The following is a 15,127-nucleotide window of genomic DNA, read 5'->3' as shown; positions in this document are numbered from 1 at the left end:
CAAGCATTGAAGGCAGTACAAGATCATTTAAATCTTGAGATCTCAAGATTTAACACAAAACTATTTACAAACACATCGATGCAACCTTTCATGCAGAATTGGCTATTCAGCCCACGATCGGCAACCGAATACAAAACTCAGTACCTTTCCCTGGCTCTGACTGAACGGTTAAACTGCCGCTGTGTTTATCGACCACAATTTGACGGGCGATCGCTAATCCCAACCCCGTCCCTTTGCCCACCCCTTTGGTGGTAAATAAATGGTCAAAAATTTTCGCCTTCACCTCTTCTGGCATCCCTTTCCCATTGTCACAAATTTGAATCTGAACCTGATCGGCATCGACGCTTGTACGAATCGTAATTTTTTGAGGATGGGCTGCGAGTTCAGCAAAAGACCGAGTTTGAGCCATTTCGTCAAACATATCGATCGCATTCGCCAAGATATTCATAAACACTTGGTTGAGTTGTCCAGGAAAGCAGTCTAGTAAAGGCAGATTGCCATAATCTTGAATGACTTCAATCGCAGGACGATGCTCGTTCGCTTTGAGGCGATATTTCAAAATTAAGATAGTACTGTCCAGTCCATCATGTAGGTTAGCACTGACCTTGTGTTCCGTATCAGCACGAGAGAAAGTTCGCAGGCTGGTGCTGATACCTCTGATACGCTCAGTTGCGCCTTGCATGGAATCAAGCAATTTAGGCAGGTCTTCGCTGAGGAATTCGAGGTCAATGTCTTCGGCATGATCTTGAATGGGTGAGACTGGATTCGGATAATGTTGCTGATAGAGTGCAAGATGTCCCAGCAGATCTTCCACATAGTCTTTTCCATTGTTGATACTGCCATTGAGGAAGCCGATCGGGTTATTAATTTCGTGGGCAACCCCAGCGACTAAGTTTCCGAGGGATGCCATTTTTTCACTTTGCACCACTTGCAATTGCGCCCCTTGCAGGTCAAGCACTGCCTGTTCTAGCGCTTGAGTTTTTTCCAGGATCGACTTCTCTGCCTGCTTTCTCTCAGAAATATCTCGAACGATCGCAACATAGTACTCCTGTCCAGCAAATTCCAAATAATTGACCGAAATCTCTACGGGATAGATCCGTCCACTTTTGGATTGATGACTAGACTCAAACGTCAGGCTCGTTTTTTCCCTAACCTCTTGCCGATGGGCTGCCCAAAATTCAGCGGAAACATTAGGGTCAATGTCAGTCACGGAAAGTGCCATCAGTTCTTCGGGAGAATACTCCAATGTCTCACAAGCAGTCTGATTAACATAAAAGAAACGGGAATCGGGATGCATCCAAAAAATGCCGTTCGCAGCACAGTCTACTGAGAATTGCGTCAGAGATAACTTGTGGTTGAGTTGAGCCAATTGTTCGGCTTTCTCTCGCTCCGCAGCATAGAGGCGAGCATTTTCGAGGGAGATGGAAGCTTGAGTACAGAGGAAGTTGAGGATGAAGACGCGATCGCTCGTAAATACGCCACTGGTGGAGCGATTTTCTAGATACAAAATCGCTCGCAAGTTGCCCTGGTTGAGAATCGGTAAACACAGGACACTCTTAGGTTGATGGTGATGCAGGTAATCGCTAATCACGGGCAAGTCGGTCTTGAGGTCGTCGATCACAACCGTCGTTAGGCTGTGTTTCACATAGTGAATCAACTGGACGGGAACGGTGGGATTATCCTCCAGAGGCACAGATTGCAGCATGACCTGCTCTAGGTTCGCCATCACCCGCACCTGCCATTGGTTGTTTTCACAGAGCAGCAAGGCACATTGATCTGCCCCAGAGTTTTGCAGCAGGGTGAGAGCCAGGGTTTGCAGCAGTTCATCCAGAGCGATCGTGCTAGCGAAAGTCTGAGACATTTGCAGCAGGGTCGAAAAATCGAGCGTTTGGTTAATGCTACTGCTAGAGGAACTCTTACTTGAGGTGGAATGGAGCGAATAGGTTGGTGCCGAGATCGTGGCTAGCGTTTCTAATATTGTGAGGGGTTGGTTGGTGGCTTGCAAGATGGGTTGTAGCAGTTGGGGATAGCATTGTTCTAAATCAGCAGCTTTGGCTTTGGCTCCCCATCGGGCATAGCAATAGTAGGCTTCTTGCAGGTATCCAGCCGCAATTTTTTCTTTATCCCAAGTCAGATAGAACTTTGCTGCTAGCTCATTCGCTAAGGCTTCTTCTTGAACATAACCATTGGCTTTCGCTCCGGCAATTGCTGATTCATAGGCGAGAATTGCAGCGGGCCAATCTTCTCGCAACTTATACGTTTCGGCACAGATTAAGTCATAGCGATGCTGACAATTCATCGGCGCATGACTCGCCCAACCCTGGAGTTTGGCTTGAGCCGTTTCGATCGCTTGCCAATACTCTGCATATTCTGTCTGGGATAAATTGGCACCCGGTGTCGCCAGGATCGCTAAGTTCGTCAGTGCCTCATACCAACAAAGAATGGGCACTGTGGGCATCCCAACTCCCCCAGCAGCATGGGAATAAGCCTGTCCTACTCGTAATTTTGCTTGTTCAAAGTCACCGAATAAATAGCTCACGATCGTTTGACAGTTTCTCAAATGCCATAAGCCTGTTTGATCCTGTTCAGCTTCTAAGGCTTGAGCAACAGCTTGCTCGTCTTGAATGCCTGTGAGTTCGATCGGATCTGTTGTCTCACCGAGGAGATTCGCGATCGTTTGGCGAATGATTCGCAGATACCGTAGCGCTGTTTTCTGTTCAATGCCTTCTAGAACTGCATCATAGGTCGCCGACTCAGAATGCAAGTCGGTTAGTTCTCGACCCGCTAGAAAGGCATGGAAACAATACATAAATCCGCCATAGCCCGCATAGGTCAAATCACCCGTTTCGATGCCGATGGTATGGGCAGTCTTCAAACCTTCTAGGGTACTGCTGAGCGATCGTTTCCAGTGATTAACAAAGTGATTGATGATGACTTGGGTTTTTGGTAAATGTTCTTGGCTATTAAAGCGTTCTGATAGCTGTTGAACCACTTGACCAAATTGGTATCCTAGCTCAATATCTCCTAACACACCACAGAGGAGCAAACCATAAACCGAATAACCAAACGTCGAAGCAGCTGCATTTCCTTTAGTCGCTGATAATTGAACTTGTTTAAAGACAACTAAAGGATAGAGGGCGGGTTGAGCAACATAAATTGGGTTGCTCAAATGCATCAAGATCCGCAGGATTATATTGGAATCTGGACAAGTCATAGCTGGCAACTGCACAATTTCGTCAGCACTACGACCAGCTAATACCTGCTGTGTTTCTCCTAAGTAGGCAGCAAAATCTTGTTCAGTGGGTTGGCTGGGAAATTCAATCCCAAAATATTTCAGAAACTCTAGCCCGATATTGATTGCCTTAGCAAAATCGCCCTGATTACTATAAGCCTCAATTTTGATTTCGCAGACTTCGGTTGTATCCAGAAAAGTTTGAGCCTGCTGGCAAATCAGATCTGCAAGGGATTCCATTTGAGATAAATCACCTAATAGATAGGCAACTTCAGCCATCGTGATATAACCGCTTAACGTCAATTCATATTGCGTTTGCCAGCTATCTGGCTTCAGGAGTTCTTGTAAATGGTGCAGGTATTGCTTCGCCGCATCATAAGCGGTTGCAGCGATCGCTTTTTGAGCGGCTTTGAGATTGAGTTGAGCCAGTTCTTCTCGCTCAGCCTCATCCGTGATTAAGGCTTTACCTGCATTCAACTGACTGACAATATTAAACAAGTGATCAGCCTGTTGTTCGATCGCGATATTCTGCAAAAGACTCCGCCCAATTTGCAGATGATAGGTTTCTCGTTGCTCGGCTGGAATTAAAGAATAAGCAGCTTGCTGAACGCGATCGTGCAAGAAGCGATAGGTCGGATTAATCGAACTTTGGGTAGCAATTTGTTCGCCAGATTGGAAGAACTTATAAACCTGGCTAGTAGGCAGAATTAAGCCCTCTTGTAAAGCTTTCCACAGCACAGTGGCGGCTTCTGCCACTGGCTGCTGCAAAACCATTGCTAGGGTTGTCAAATCAAACTGATTACCAATGCAAGCAGCCAGCTTCAAAACTTGTTGAGTCTCATTCGACAACTTACGCAATTGGGTCGCCATGAATTCTACAACATCATCAGTTAACGACAATGCTGTAACTTGTGCAATATCACATTCCCAATAACGAACCTCTCGATTAAAGCGAATGTAGCCTTCTTCATATAACGCTTTAAGAAATTGTGCTGTGAAGAAAGGATTCCCCTTGGTTTTGCGATCGACAAGTTCTGCCAAGGGTGTTGCTAGTTCGATCGAGCAATTCAACGTATCCGCAATCAAGCGATTTGTGGTACCGAAATCTAAGGGCTTTAAGGTAATCGTTTGGATGATCTCGGTTGATTTTTGAATTTCCTCGACCATCAGCATTAAGGGGTGAGTCGGCGACACTTCGTTATCCCGATAAGCCCCAAGCATCAGCAAATAGCCATTATCCTTCATCAGCAGCTTGAGCAATTGCAGCGAAGCCACATCCGCCCATTGCAAGTCATCCAAGAACATCACCAACGGATGATCTACCGTTGTGAAGACTTCAATAAACTTCTGAAACAGCAGATTAAAGCGATTTTGTGCCGCACTCCCCGTCAATGCTGGTGCCGCAGGCTGTTGACCAATAATCTGCTCCAGTTCCGGCATCACATCAATCAGCACTTGTCCATTCTCGCCCACCACGGCCAGAATCTTTGCCTTCCAAGCTGCCAATTCCGCATCGGACTCTGAGAGCAATTGCCGCATCAAATCACGGAGGGCTTGGGCAAAGGCAGAGAGTGGAATGTTGCGGTTAAACTGGTCAAATTTGCCTTTAATGAAGTAGCCCCGCTGCCGCACAATCGGTTTATGGACTTCATTGACGACAGACGTTTTACCAATCCCCGAAAAACCTGCCACCAGCATCAGTTCGGAACGACCTGCGGCGACGCGATCGAAGGACTCTAGCAAGGTTTGCACTTCCGATTCTCGACCGTAGAGTTTTTCGGGAATCAAGAAGCGATCGCTGATATCACGCTGTCCCAATTCAAATTCAGCAATCCCACCGCTGGTTTTCCATTGGTTCAAACACTCTTCTAAATCGTGTTTCAACCCCGATGCACTTTGGTAACGGTCTTCGGCATTTTTCGCCATCAGTTTACTGACGATCGCTGCCACCATCCCCGGCACCGCAGGATTCACCTGATTCACGGGTAAAGGCATTTTGGCAATATGGCAATGCATTAACTCCAATGGGTCTTCCGACTCAAACGGGAGTTTGCCACTCAACAGTTGATAGAGTGTGACTCCTAGAGCATAAAAATCCGTGCGATAGTCGATTCCCCGATTCATCCGCCCCGTTTGCTCAGGAGCCAGATAAGCGAGAGTTCCTTCTAGCTGATTGGCACTTTGGATTTCCTGAGTTTCCTTAGGCAACAAAGAGGCGATACTAAAGTCGATCAGCTTGACCTGTTTCGACTCTGGTTGAATCAGAATATTGGCGGGTTTGATGTCTTTATGCACTACCCGATACTGACCCAGATCATGCAGAATCTCGGACAGTTGGAGGGCGATCGCCAAGACTGTGGTCAGATCTAACGATTGCTGCTGGATGTATGTGCTTAAAGCCGTGCCGCCCCAATCTTCCATAACCAAGACATAGCTTCTCCCCAAGGATTCCAGACTCAAGGAGCGGACAATCCCCGGAATCGGCAAATTTTTGGCGATCGTATATTGATTGCGAAACTGCACCAATTCGCCAAAAGTAGGATAGTCCCGCAGCAGCACCTTAATCACTACGGGTTGCTGAGTTGCCGTTTGTACCGCTCGGTAGACTGCTGTACGAGAACCAAAGTAGAGTTGCTCAGTCAGTCTGTAACCAGGAACTTCCGGAAATGATTGGGGGGAGGTTGGTGTTGAGAGTCTCATAGTTTTGGTTGCGCGATCTGACCTGCATCGAGGAATTCCCTTCACCTAGAATTCCCAAAAAAGTGGGCGACGGTACTATACAGAGTTACAGTTCCACAGATCACTTAAGCAGACTAACGACAAAGTTGTGCGACAGCAAATAACCTCGAACACAGCACGACACCTCTGTTCTATCCACACCGACGCAGTGTTAGATGCCGGACAACTCAAGCAGATGATTTGGCATCGACTTCCTTCACCTGAAAACAGAAGTTGCAGCAGAGATGGTTGCAGTTTAGCGAAATTGTGCGCTCAGTTTGGCTGTATGTTGTTGTCGGGATTGCAATCGATGCTGGGATTTACGTCTATGTCCCAACCATTTTAGTGATCCAATGAGCAGGAGCTAGCAACCCCTTCGCTTTTCCAATTGCTGTAATTTTAGGTGTGCCACTCTATGCAAACATTGCGAGTGTCATGCCCATTACTGAAGCCCTGGTCAACAAAGGAATGCCGCTTGGTACTGTATTAGCATTCACAATGGCAGTAACGGCTCTATCGCTACCTGAGATGTTTATCTTGAGGCAAGGACTTCTCCCCCAACTTTTAGCCGTATTCATTAGCCTCATGGCTTTTGGAATTATCAGTGTCAGCTACCTGATTAATGCACTCTTTGCCTAACCACCTCTTGGCGCTCAATCAGCACGAAGAGGATAGTCTCAACCAAGGCATCAAAGGGCATCTAACGATTTGCTTGAGCGGCTGTAAATCACTTTTGCAAGATATCAAAATCTTTCGACAGTCCGCTCCAAGCGAATCGTTGCCTGTTTCTTCGCGTTCAGCAAATCAGCTTGTCACACTGCGACGCAAGGCACAGCTAAATATGGATAATCTGTATAGCCTTGCGCGCCGGGTGAATAGAACGTGCTCGGATCCGGAGCATTCAGTGGAGCATTTTGAGCAAAGCGAGTTGGGAGATCAGGATTGGCTAAAAACGAGGTTCCAAAGGCGATCGCATCTAATTGACCATTGGCGATCGCAGATTCCGCCTCTTCTGCCGTATAGCCTGTATTGCCAACTAAGACACCCTTGTAGGCTTCACGAATCGGGGGCAGTACGTCACCTTGTTGCTCACCTAGAAAATCACCCCGCATCACATGCAGATAGGCAAGGTTGTAATCATTGAGACGAGCCGCTAACCAAGTAAACGTGCCGATCGGATCACTATCTTTCATGCTGTTGTAGCTATTGAGCGGCGAGAGTCTTAACCCAACGAGATCGCTACCCCAAACGTCGATCGTCGCCTCTAGCACTTCGAGCATCAAGCGAGCACGATTCTCGACCGACCCTCCATAAGCACCACTCCGTTGATTACTACCATCGCGCAGGAATTCATCCAGTAAGTAACCGTTTGCACCGTGAACTTCGACACCATCGAATCCAGCAGTTCTCGCATTTCCAGCCGCAGATCGGAAGCCTGCAATAATCGTCGGAATTTCGTCATCCTCTAGCGCCCGAGGAGTGACATAAGGAACTTTACCCTGCGGCGCATGAAATTCATCGTTTGTAATCGGAATTGCACTGGGAGCAACCGGAATTGCACCGTTATTTAACAACGGGTGACAAGCTCGACCCCCATGCCAGATCTGAAGAACAATCCGACCTCCTTTGGCATGAACGGCATCGGTGACTTGTTTCCATCCTGCGACCTGAGCATCATTGTGAATTCCTGGGTCAGCGCCAAATGCAGAACACCCTGGCATCACCGCAGTTGCTTCTGCAATGATCAATCCAGCACTGGCACGTTGACTGTAATATTCTGCCATCAATGGAGTGGGAACATGATCTTGATCTGCACGACAGCGGGTTAGAGGAGCCATAAGGATTCGGTTTGGCAGCTCTAAAGCACCGACTTGCAGAGCGGAAAAGAGGTGAGATAGTGACATGAAACAACAACCAAAGTTGAGGACGCGATTACTCTAGGCCATTGCATCGGTGAGACAAAACTAGCTAATGCCTGATTGCGATCGCGCAAAGAATATGACTTGGAGATGATACGAAACAGAATCGCTTCCGTCTGATTGCCATCCCACCCCAGAATGAAGATTTGGGGCTAAGGTTGGTAACACCGGATGCAGCTCACTTTTGCTCAAAACAGTATGCTGTAGGGTTATGGTGCATGTAGTCTATCTCTCAACTGCAGATTGGTCAAAAGGGTCTGTAGGTGTACCTTGATGAAATACCATTTGCCACCCTGATGAATCTAACCGCCAAATTGACGATCGATTCGTGTGACGGAACAGTTCTCCTGATGAATTCACATGCGCCTCTCGATAGGTCAGTAACGCGATCGAGTCTGAGAGCTTGTTCACGGCAAAGTCTTGCGCGTGAATCTGCGGTGGCTCCGGATCATTTGGCAATGATATGAGTTCATCGTCGCGCGTATATGTTGCTCCTGAGCGACCGAACTCTTTGAAATCAGGAGCAAGCAACTGCACCAGTCGCTCTCGATTTCTACGGCACTCAGGTTGATGAAGTTCGCACTCTAGTTCGCGCAGTGTAGCTAGCAGTGATAGATTCTCCATATGTAATAGGGTTCATGGTTGTATGTCAATAACCTTCCGGCACCGCTCATCTAGTGCGTAGCTTAGGAACGAAACTCAAATCACGCCTCGCGATCAAAATTGCGTCTACACTTGCGAAACCCACCTGCATCGATTAAATCGCTCCCTTTCTCGCAGGTCAGGAAGGGGAATCCGCAGCGGCAAGCGAGCCACAAGAAAGAGATTGTGCCATTTCTACACGAGATGTATCTAGATACATAATGCTAAGTCCATGACAAATTGGCAAAGGAGTAATAGATGATGAGTCTCACATTTGCGTAAGATATTCTTAACTCAACGGATAAGCATTTATTCCTATTATGATCGAACAATTCCCGTGGCTGACCGTGATCGTCCTACTGCCGTTGGTAGCCGCGTTGCTCATTCCTTTGATCCCTAATAAAAACGGCAAGACTGTCCGCTGGTATGCCTTGGGAGTTGGCATGGCTGATTTTGTCCTGATGTCCTATGCCTTTTGGCAGCATTACGACGCGAGCCAAGCGACATTTCAACTGGCAGAAAAGGTGGTTTGGTTACCGCAGTTGGGCTTGAGTTGGGCGCTGTCGGTGGATGGTATTTCGGCTCCGCTCGTGCTGTTAGCGGGCTTTGTGACGACGCTGTCGATGTTTTCCGCCTGGCAGGTGGATCGGCGATCGCGCCTGTTCTACGCCCTGATGTTGGTTCTATATGCTGCCCAAGTGGGGGTGTTCGTGGCCCAAGATCTGATGCTGTTCTTCATCATGTGGGAAGTGGAACTGGTTCCGGTCTATTTGCTGGTGTGCATTTGGGGCGGACAAAATCGGGGCTATGCAGCGACGAAGTTCTTGATGTATACGGCGCTGGCTTCGATTTTCATTTTGGTAGCAGCCCTGGGGATGGGATTCTATGGTGATACGCTCACCTTTGATATTGCTGAACTCGGGTTAAGGGAGTTTCCCTTAGGGCTGGAATTGTTTTTGTATGCTGGACTGCTGGTGGCGTTTGGGGTCAAATTGGCGATTTTCCCCTTTCATACTTGGCTGGCGGACACCCACGGCGAAGCTTCTTCTCCAGTCTCGATGATTTTGGCAGGAGTATTACTGAAAATGGGGGGGTATGGGCTGATCCGGTTGAACATGGAACTGTTGCCGCATGCCCATGTGTATTTTGCTCCAGTGTTGGTGATTTTAGGAGTGGTTAATATCGTCTATGGGGCGCTAAACTCCTTTGCACAGACCAATATGAAACGGCGGTTAGCCTATTCTTCAATTTCTCATATGGGGTTTGTGCTGCTGGGGATTGCTTCCTATAGTGATTTGGGTGTAAGTGGGGCGATGCTGCAAATGCTCTCCCACGGGTTGATTGCGTCAGTGTTATTTTTCTTGGCAGGCGTGACCTACGATCGCACTCGCACGATGATGATGAATCAGTTGGGTGGGTTGGGGGAAGCGATGCCCGCGGTGTTTGCTCTGTTCACGATTGGGACAATGGCATCTTTGGCTTTGCCTGGGATGAGTGGGTTTGCCGGAGAACTGGAGGTCTTTGTCGGCTTGGCTACAACGGACATCTATAGTTCGACGTTTCGCTGGGTGACTGTTTTCCTGGCAGCAGTGGGGTTGATTCTAACGCCGATCTATCTGCTGTCGATGGTGCGGCAGGTGTTTCATGGAGCCAGTGCTGATCAAATGTGTGACTTGGTGCCTGCTTGTGATCTGAATGATCTAGATTTGAAGGCTCAGGGCAACCAAGAGGCGAACTGTTTTGGGACAGACTGTGTGTTGCCAGAGCAGGCAGAGTTTAAGGATGCGAATCTCCGGGAGATTTTTATTGCGGTTTGTTTTCTGGGGTTGATTATTACGATCGGGTGTTATCCCAAGGTGGCGACCCAGATGTATGACGTGAAAACGGTGGCGGTTAATGCCCAGGTGCGGACAGCCTATCATGAGGTCTTTCCAGATGCGTTGCAGCCCTTGGCGCAGGGGCAAGGGAGTCCTACGATCGCAGAAGCTCAATCTGCAAATGTCTGGAGTGTTGTCAAATAAGGATCTTTGCATCCTACCCAAGCTGCGCGATCGTTATTTTGTCCGCATTCGGATGTGGTTATGCGATCGCGTTTCGCGGGTGCCGAAGGCATTGCTGATGTATTTTCCAATGCTCCAATAGAGCTTGTTCAACTCCTGGGTTCGCGATCGTATGGACTTTCCGTTGAGCAGCCTGAATCAGGGTAAGAACTTCAGTAAGTTGAACGGCGACAAATAGACTAGAAACGAAGTGAGAAGACTCTGTTCGCCGTTCCAACGATTGGTTAGACTGTGCCACAGCGGAGAGAATTTCAACTACGTCATGGCTTCAATCTTCACGATGCCGCCCTCAACTGCTTCAGTTTGGAGCTTAGATCCATACAGTAGACTCATGCCTACAAGTGGTTCTGCTTCTGATGCTGCCACATCCACAACTTGATACTGTCCATGCCAAATGACAGAAGCACGATACATATCAAAAAGCACTTCACTACCATCGCCTAACGTTGCGAAATCACGAAATATCCAGGGCAATTCCAGTGATTCAATCAGAGATAATGGAAGCGACAAGAATCCAGTAAACCCTGTATCAATCACCGCCTGAATCATTTGCTGACGGGCTTTGGTATGACCTACGACTACTGGAATGATCGCTTCACAACTTTGATTCACGAAGCCTTGCATCATACCGACTTCTTCAGGCTCCGCGAACCAAACCGATAAACGGTACGATGTCCAATCCGAATCACCCAAGGTTGGGCATCGGGTACACGTTCATAAAGACGATCGGTAGCTTCGATCGTATTATCAGCGACTTCAAAGGCTCCAGTTTCAATGTCGATCGCTACAATTCTGCCGTAATTGCCTTCTTCGACTTGCGATCGTACCTGAGTCTCGTAAATCTCATTGCCAAGACGAGCATATTCTTCTTTAGGATAGCGGGGTTGTCGAACTGTCATCGTCTTGACCTCGTTTCAACTTCGTCCCTGCATTTTAACTTAACCCCCGCTCCTAAAGCAGCAGAACTGTTTTATCTATCTCCCTAGAGTCAAAAGGTAAACACCTCTCCTACTGTTGATGATTTGTTGAGAGAGGTTGTAGCATTCCTCAATGTGGTTATGAGATAGCGTTTCGCAGGCGCTAAAGGCATTGCTGATGTATTTTCCAATGCTCCAATAGAGCTTGATCAACTTCTGATTCGTAGTCGCGAGGACTTTTCGTTGAGCAACTTGAATCAGAGTAAGAACTTCAGTAAATTGCGACTTCAAAGGATTTGTCATACATTCGACTCAGAATCGTTATGCTAAAGTTCACTCTCAAGAATCAACTCATCTTGCTCCAAGCGAATTGTTAGACTCTTTCTCACTGTCATGTAAAAAAATCTCTTGTTCACCCCATTAGAGTTCTGTTTATCTTATGGATCGTTTGAAGGCACTTAGCGAAAATATAGAAAACAAGGCAATAAGTGCAACAAAAATTTGCTGGATTGCAATAGAAAGGGGCGCAAATGCCAGTAGACCAACTAGAACTAGAGCTAAGATTGAAAAGTAAAATCCAATTAATTGTGCTTGTCTATTTTTATTGTAAGAAGGTTGTTCTTGTATATTCATGTTGTAATGTTGTTGCCTTACACCTACTGGACTAAATTCTCCATTAGGAATGGTACTATTACTTGGAAAGTTGTATTGAACGTTATATATCTGGCGCGGTTCTTCTTGAAGATGTACAATAATGTCATTCAAGATTTGAAAAAGAATTTCTTGATTGGGTTCTGATTTAACAGCTTCACTAAGCTCTATCACTGCCTCAGCAACCTCAGGATCCTTCTCTACAGCAATTTCAATCTGAGTTAGGGCTTCCCGGTAACTTAGTTCTCCCTTCGATTCTTGTTCAACAACTTCCGGGTATTTCTGCTTCATGATCTCGAAAAGCTTTTTGCTGGATTCCAGATATTTCGCGCCAACTTGCTCACCAAGCTTTTTAGTAGCTTCAGTGAAGATTAAACTAGCGATTGCGGAGGCTGTTAGAGTTACTGGATCCATAGTGGATTTCCCTTAGAATAATGTAAATATAAAAAGTGATTAGAGTTTGGGAGGGAAAATTGACGATAGTCTTTCATAAATTTTGTCAGAAAACTCTAAAAACTCATCATAAAGCTCATCAAATGGAATCCTAAGTAAGGTCGCCAATCCGAGAAGAAGAACAAAGGTACCTACTAGTAGGGAGGTTGAGTACATTATACCTAGACCAATGGCAATAGTGCCTGATGAAGCAATCGTGATGGTTCTTTCCTTCTTGTCCTGGGTTAAACGCTCGTACTCCTGTTGCCTTTGGGCCTCCTCCATTTGCTTTTCCTGCCACTTCTGCCTAAGCGCAATATCTTTCAATTCTAAAAGCTCTCTAATTTTCTCCGCCGACCGCTCCTGAGCAATCAATACATCCAAGCTTGACAAAGGGGAGGGCGACAATGGGACTATAGCACCAGCTTCTTCCTGAACAATTGGTAACTTTTCCTTGAGGTTTTCAATTGGGCGATCATCTGGATCTTGATACTGCATAGGCTTTGGAATAAGAATCAATAAAGTCAGAAGCTTACGTAAATATAGTACTAACTACATACTCCAGAGACAGTTAAAACACAGATGCTTAAAGGTTTAAGTATCTAATTGAATTAGAAAGTAGATAAATTTTAAGCACTACTCCTAGCAATCATCTGGCGGTCCAACAATTGATTAGGCTGACTCCTTTCGTCTAATCTACCCGAACTTCGACGTTAGCCCGAAAATGATCGGCATAACATTCCTCTGGACCGAATTTAGGCTGCTAAGAGCCGGGATACCTTAACTTAGGAAGTAATACCGACTGTTTCTGTTTAATCCGGCTTTAAACATTAGATCAACTAATGTTCCGCATGATACCTCTCGACAGCAAATTAGACGACTAATTTAAGTATTTCTTATTGAAGAAAGTCAGTTCTCATCCGCCTAAGAGCCAACTTTATCCAATTAGATCGAACAGTAACGACACAGAAAACAGCAAAAAGGACGATCGACAAAACTTCGATCGCCCTTCGCTAAATTGGTCATACCTACGCCATGCTATTTTCGATCGCCCAACGTGCTAACTCAGTACGATTATGCAATCCGGTCTTACCGAGCATATTACTGACGTGACTCTCGATCGTTCTCTGGCTCACATTCAACTCTTCGGCAATCTCACGGTTCGCCATCCCGCGCGCCACAAACTGAACCACCCTTAACTCAGTCGGCGTTAATTCCACATCAAACGGAACTTGAATCTTCGGCGCATTTTCGCCGCCCTTCGCATCCTTATGTTGAATCAACCGCGACGCTTGCTTGAGAGAAGACTCCACCTGCGCCACAAGTTCTTCTGGCTCAAATGGCTTCACCATATACACATCTGCGCCAATATTCAGACCCTTCACCCGATCCTGGCTTTGACCCTTCGCGGACAAGAACAATACTGGAATCCAGCTTGTTTTGGGATCTTGACGAATATTGCTCACGAGTTGATAGCCGTCCATTTCCGGCATCATCACATCGCAAATGATCATATCTGGCACATCTTGTTCCAGGACTTCCAGCGCTTCCCGCCCATTTTCTGCGGTGACGACTTCATATCCCCGGAACTCCAGATAATCTTTAACCAACAGAATTAGGTTAGGGTCATCATCAATCAGCAGTAATCGTCTGTGATTCCCTGAACTGGTTTCCTTCATGCTGTGCTACTCGCTCTGCCTGAATCTAAATCAACGTTTACACAAATCAACTTCATGACTAAGCTTTTCCACGGAATCTGAGAATTCAGCTTCGCGCATCAGGCTCAAATGTACTTGTAATGTACTCGTGGTGTACTTACGTTCCTGGACTACCCATTCATGAGTTAAACTCACAAACTGGAAGAATCCAGATTCTTATCTATAGGTCACGTGCCATTATATCCGACTCGTCAAGAAGTTAAACTTTTTTCAGTTCGAGTTTCAAGATCCTCGAACACCGAGAATTTACCTATCCTCATCTATTAGCTTCAAACGCATTTTTGTAATGTTTAAACAAAGACAAAAGTTACGAGGGAGTCGTAGGTTTTGAGGATCGCAAAGCTTAAATTTGCTTGGGGTTCATTGATTTCAGTCGATTATAGAATGATTTGCATTTTAGTTAGAAACAATACGATCGACTTCTTTTTCTAAATCGTTTTTCACGCTCGGAAGCGGATGCGTCAAAAATGCAAACTCCTCGACAATTTGATTGCCAATCAGATGTTCTTGAATAATCCGTTCGATGACTTCAGGAGTGGCGGAATGATACCAAACCCCATCGGGATACACAACAAGAATGGGCCCGCGATCGCAGACTCTCAGACAGTTGGCTTTCGTGCGAAAGATACAGCCCGCATCCTGAGTAGGCTTGTCGAGCTTGAGTTCTTGGAGTCTTTTCTTGAGATAATTCCATGATTCAATGCTCGCAGCTTTGTCACAGCACAGCGGTTTTGTCTGGTCGGCACAAATAAAGACATGACGCTCAATGCGATCGAGTCCCAACGTCTGCACACAAGTTGAAAATGTCATACACAAGGCGATCTAGGGAGTTGTTTTC

At 46.4% G+C, this 15,127-nt stretch carries 11 protein-coding genes and 1 pseudogene; 3 read left to right on the top strand and 9 right to left on the bottom strand.

Going from position 1 to position 15,127, the window contains the following annotated elements:
* Positions 1-106: 106 nt before the first annotated feature.
* Positions 107-5,932 carry a trifunctional serine/threonine-protein kinase/ATP-binding protein/sensor histidine kinase gene (locus J0L70_RS21505; protein ID WP_287455810.1) on the bottom strand — a complete coding sequence of 1,942 codons (5,826 nt, stop codon included), beginning with the start codon at positions 5,930-5,932 and terminating at the stop codon, positions 107-109.
* Between the two features lie 396 nt (positions 5,933-6,328).
* On the opposite strand from J0L70_RS21505, the pseudogene J0L70_RS21500 reads away from it, so the two are divergent.
* Positions 6,329-6,589, top strand: a pseudogene (locus tag J0L70_RS21500) (permease); the annotation flags it as partial.
* A gap of 173 nt (positions 6,590-6,762) precedes the next feature.
* On the opposite strand, the gene J0L70_RS21495 reads toward J0L70_RS21500, so the two are convergent.
* Both J0L70_RS21495 and J0L70_RS21490 read right to left on the bottom strand, forming a co-directional pair.
* Positions 6,763-7,854, bottom strand: a complete 1,092-nt coding sequence (locus J0L70_RS21495) for an alkene reductase (RefSeq protein WP_287455809.1) — start codon at positions 7,852-7,854, stop codon at positions 6,763-6,765.
* 240 nt (positions 7,855-8,094) lie between these two features.
* The gene (locus J0L70_RS21490; RefSeq protein WP_287455808.1) at positions 8,095-8,493 is read right to left on the bottom strand and encodes a nuclear transport factor 2 family protein; all 399 of its coding nucleotides are present in this window, start codon (positions 8,491-8,493) and stop codon (positions 8,095-8,097) included.
* Positions 8,494-8,831: 338 nt separating this feature from the next.
* Between J0L70_RS21490 and J0L70_RS21485 the strand changes: the two genes are divergently transcribed.
* On the top strand, positions 8,832-10,532 hold the full coding sequence (locus tag J0L70_RS21485; RefSeq protein ID WP_287455807.1) for an NAD(P)H-quinone oxidoreductase subunit 4: 1,701 nt from the start codon (positions 8,832-8,834) through the stop codon (positions 10,530-10,532).
* Positions 10,533-10,538: 6 nt separating this feature from the next.
* On the top strand, positions 10,539-10,718 hold the full coding sequence (locus tag J0L70_RS21480; RefSeq protein ID WP_287455806.1) for a hypothetical protein: 180 nt from the start codon (positions 10,539-10,541) through the stop codon (positions 10,716-10,718).
* A 108-nt stretch (positions 10,719-10,826) separates the two neighbouring features.
* Here J0L70_RS21480 and J0L70_RS21475 read toward each other — a convergent pair whose 3' ends face one another.
* From J0L70_RS21475 to J0L70_RS21450, 6 genes are all read right to left on the bottom strand, one after another.
* A complete protein-coding gene (locus J0L70_RS21475; RefSeq protein ID WP_287455805.1) occupies positions 10,827-11,198 on the bottom strand; it encodes a clan AA aspartic protease in 372 nt (123 codons plus the stop codon).
* Positions 11,195-11,470 (bottom strand): hypothetical protein, encoded by a 276-nt coding sequence (locus tag J0L70_RS21470; RefSeq protein WP_017290961.1) that lies wholly within the window; start codon positions 11,468-11,470, stop codon positions 11,195-11,197. The genes J0L70_RS21475 and J0L70_RS21470 overlap by 4 nt, the downstream gene beginning before the upstream one ends.
* Positions 11,471-11,920: 450 nt before the next feature.
* Positions 11,921-12,553, bottom strand: coding sequence for a hypothetical protein (locus J0L70_RS21465; RefSeq protein ID WP_287455804.1), 633 nt, complete (start codon positions 12,551-12,553; stop codon positions 11,921-11,923).
* A gap of 39 nt (positions 12,554-12,592) precedes the next feature.
* Complete coding sequence (locus tag J0L70_RS21460) at positions 12,593-13,069, bottom strand: hypothetical protein (RefSeq protein ID WP_287455803.1); 477 nt, start codon at positions 13,067-13,069, stop codon at positions 12,593-12,595.
* Between the two features lie 530 nt (positions 13,070-13,599).
* Positions 13,600-14,250 carry a response regulator transcription factor gene (locus J0L70_RS21455; protein WP_017290958.1) on the bottom strand — a complete coding sequence of 217 codons (651 nt, stop codon included), beginning with the start codon at positions 14,248-14,250 and terminating at the stop codon, positions 13,600-13,602.
* 435 nt (positions 14,251-14,685) lie between these two features.
* A complete protein-coding gene (locus J0L70_RS21450) occupies positions 14,686-15,099 on the bottom strand; it encodes a (2Fe-2S) ferredoxin domain-containing protein (protein ID WP_017290957.1) in 414 nt (137 codons plus the stop codon).
* Positions 15,100-15,127: the final 28 nt, after the last annotated feature.

This window comes from Leptolyngbya sp. UWPOB_LEPTO1 (genome assembly GCF_017302695.1).
GTDB classification, from domain to species: Bacteria; Cyanobacteriota; Cyanobacteriia; order Leptolyngbyales; family Leptolyngbyaceae; genus Leptolyngbya; species Leptolyngbya boryana.
Note: the sequence above shows the minus strand (reverse complement) of the source record. Positions and strands in the feature narration are given on the sequence as shown.

Bases quoted from the DNA above. Each gene is read 5' to 3' on its own strand.
- J0L70_RS21460 (WP_287455803.1), bottom strand. From the start codon at position 13,069: ATGCAGTATCAAGATCCAGATGATCGCCCAATTGAAAACCTCAAGGAA.
- J0L70_RS21450 (WP_017290957.1), bottom strand. From the start codon at position 15,099: ATGACATTTTCAACTTGTGTGCAGACGTTGGGACTCGATCGCATTGAG.
- J0L70_RS21455 (WP_017290958.1), bottom strand. From the start codon at position 14,250: ATGAAGGAAACCAGTTCAGGGAATCACAGACGATTACTGCTGATTGAT.
- J0L70_RS21470 (WP_017290961.1), bottom strand. From the start codon at position 11,470: ATGACAGTTCGACAACCCCGCTATCCTAAAGAAGAATATGCTCGTCTT.
- J0L70_RS21465 (WP_287455804.1), bottom strand. From the start codon at position 12,553: ATGGATCCAGTAACTCTAACAGCCTCCGCAATCGCTAGTTTAATCTTC.
- J0L70_RS21475 (WP_287455805.1), bottom strand. From the start codon at position 11,198: ATGATGCAAGGCTTCGTGAATCAAAGTTGTGAAGCGATCATTCCAGTA.
- J0L70_RS21505 (WP_287455810.1), bottom strand. From the start codon at position 5,932: ATGAGACTCTCAACACCAACCTCCCCCCAATCATTTCCGGAAGTTCCT.
- J0L70_RS21490 (WP_287455808.1), bottom strand. From the start codon at position 8,493: ATGGAGAATCTATCACTGCTAGCTACACTGCGCGAACTAGAGTGCGAA.
- J0L70_RS21485 (WP_287455807.1), top strand. From the start codon at position 8,832: ATGATCGAACAATTCCCGTGGCTGACCGTGATCGTCCTACTGCCGTTG.
- J0L70_RS21495 (WP_287455809.1), bottom strand. From the start codon at position 7,854: ATGTCACTATCTCACCTCTTTTCCGCTCTGCAAGTCGGTGCTTTAGAG.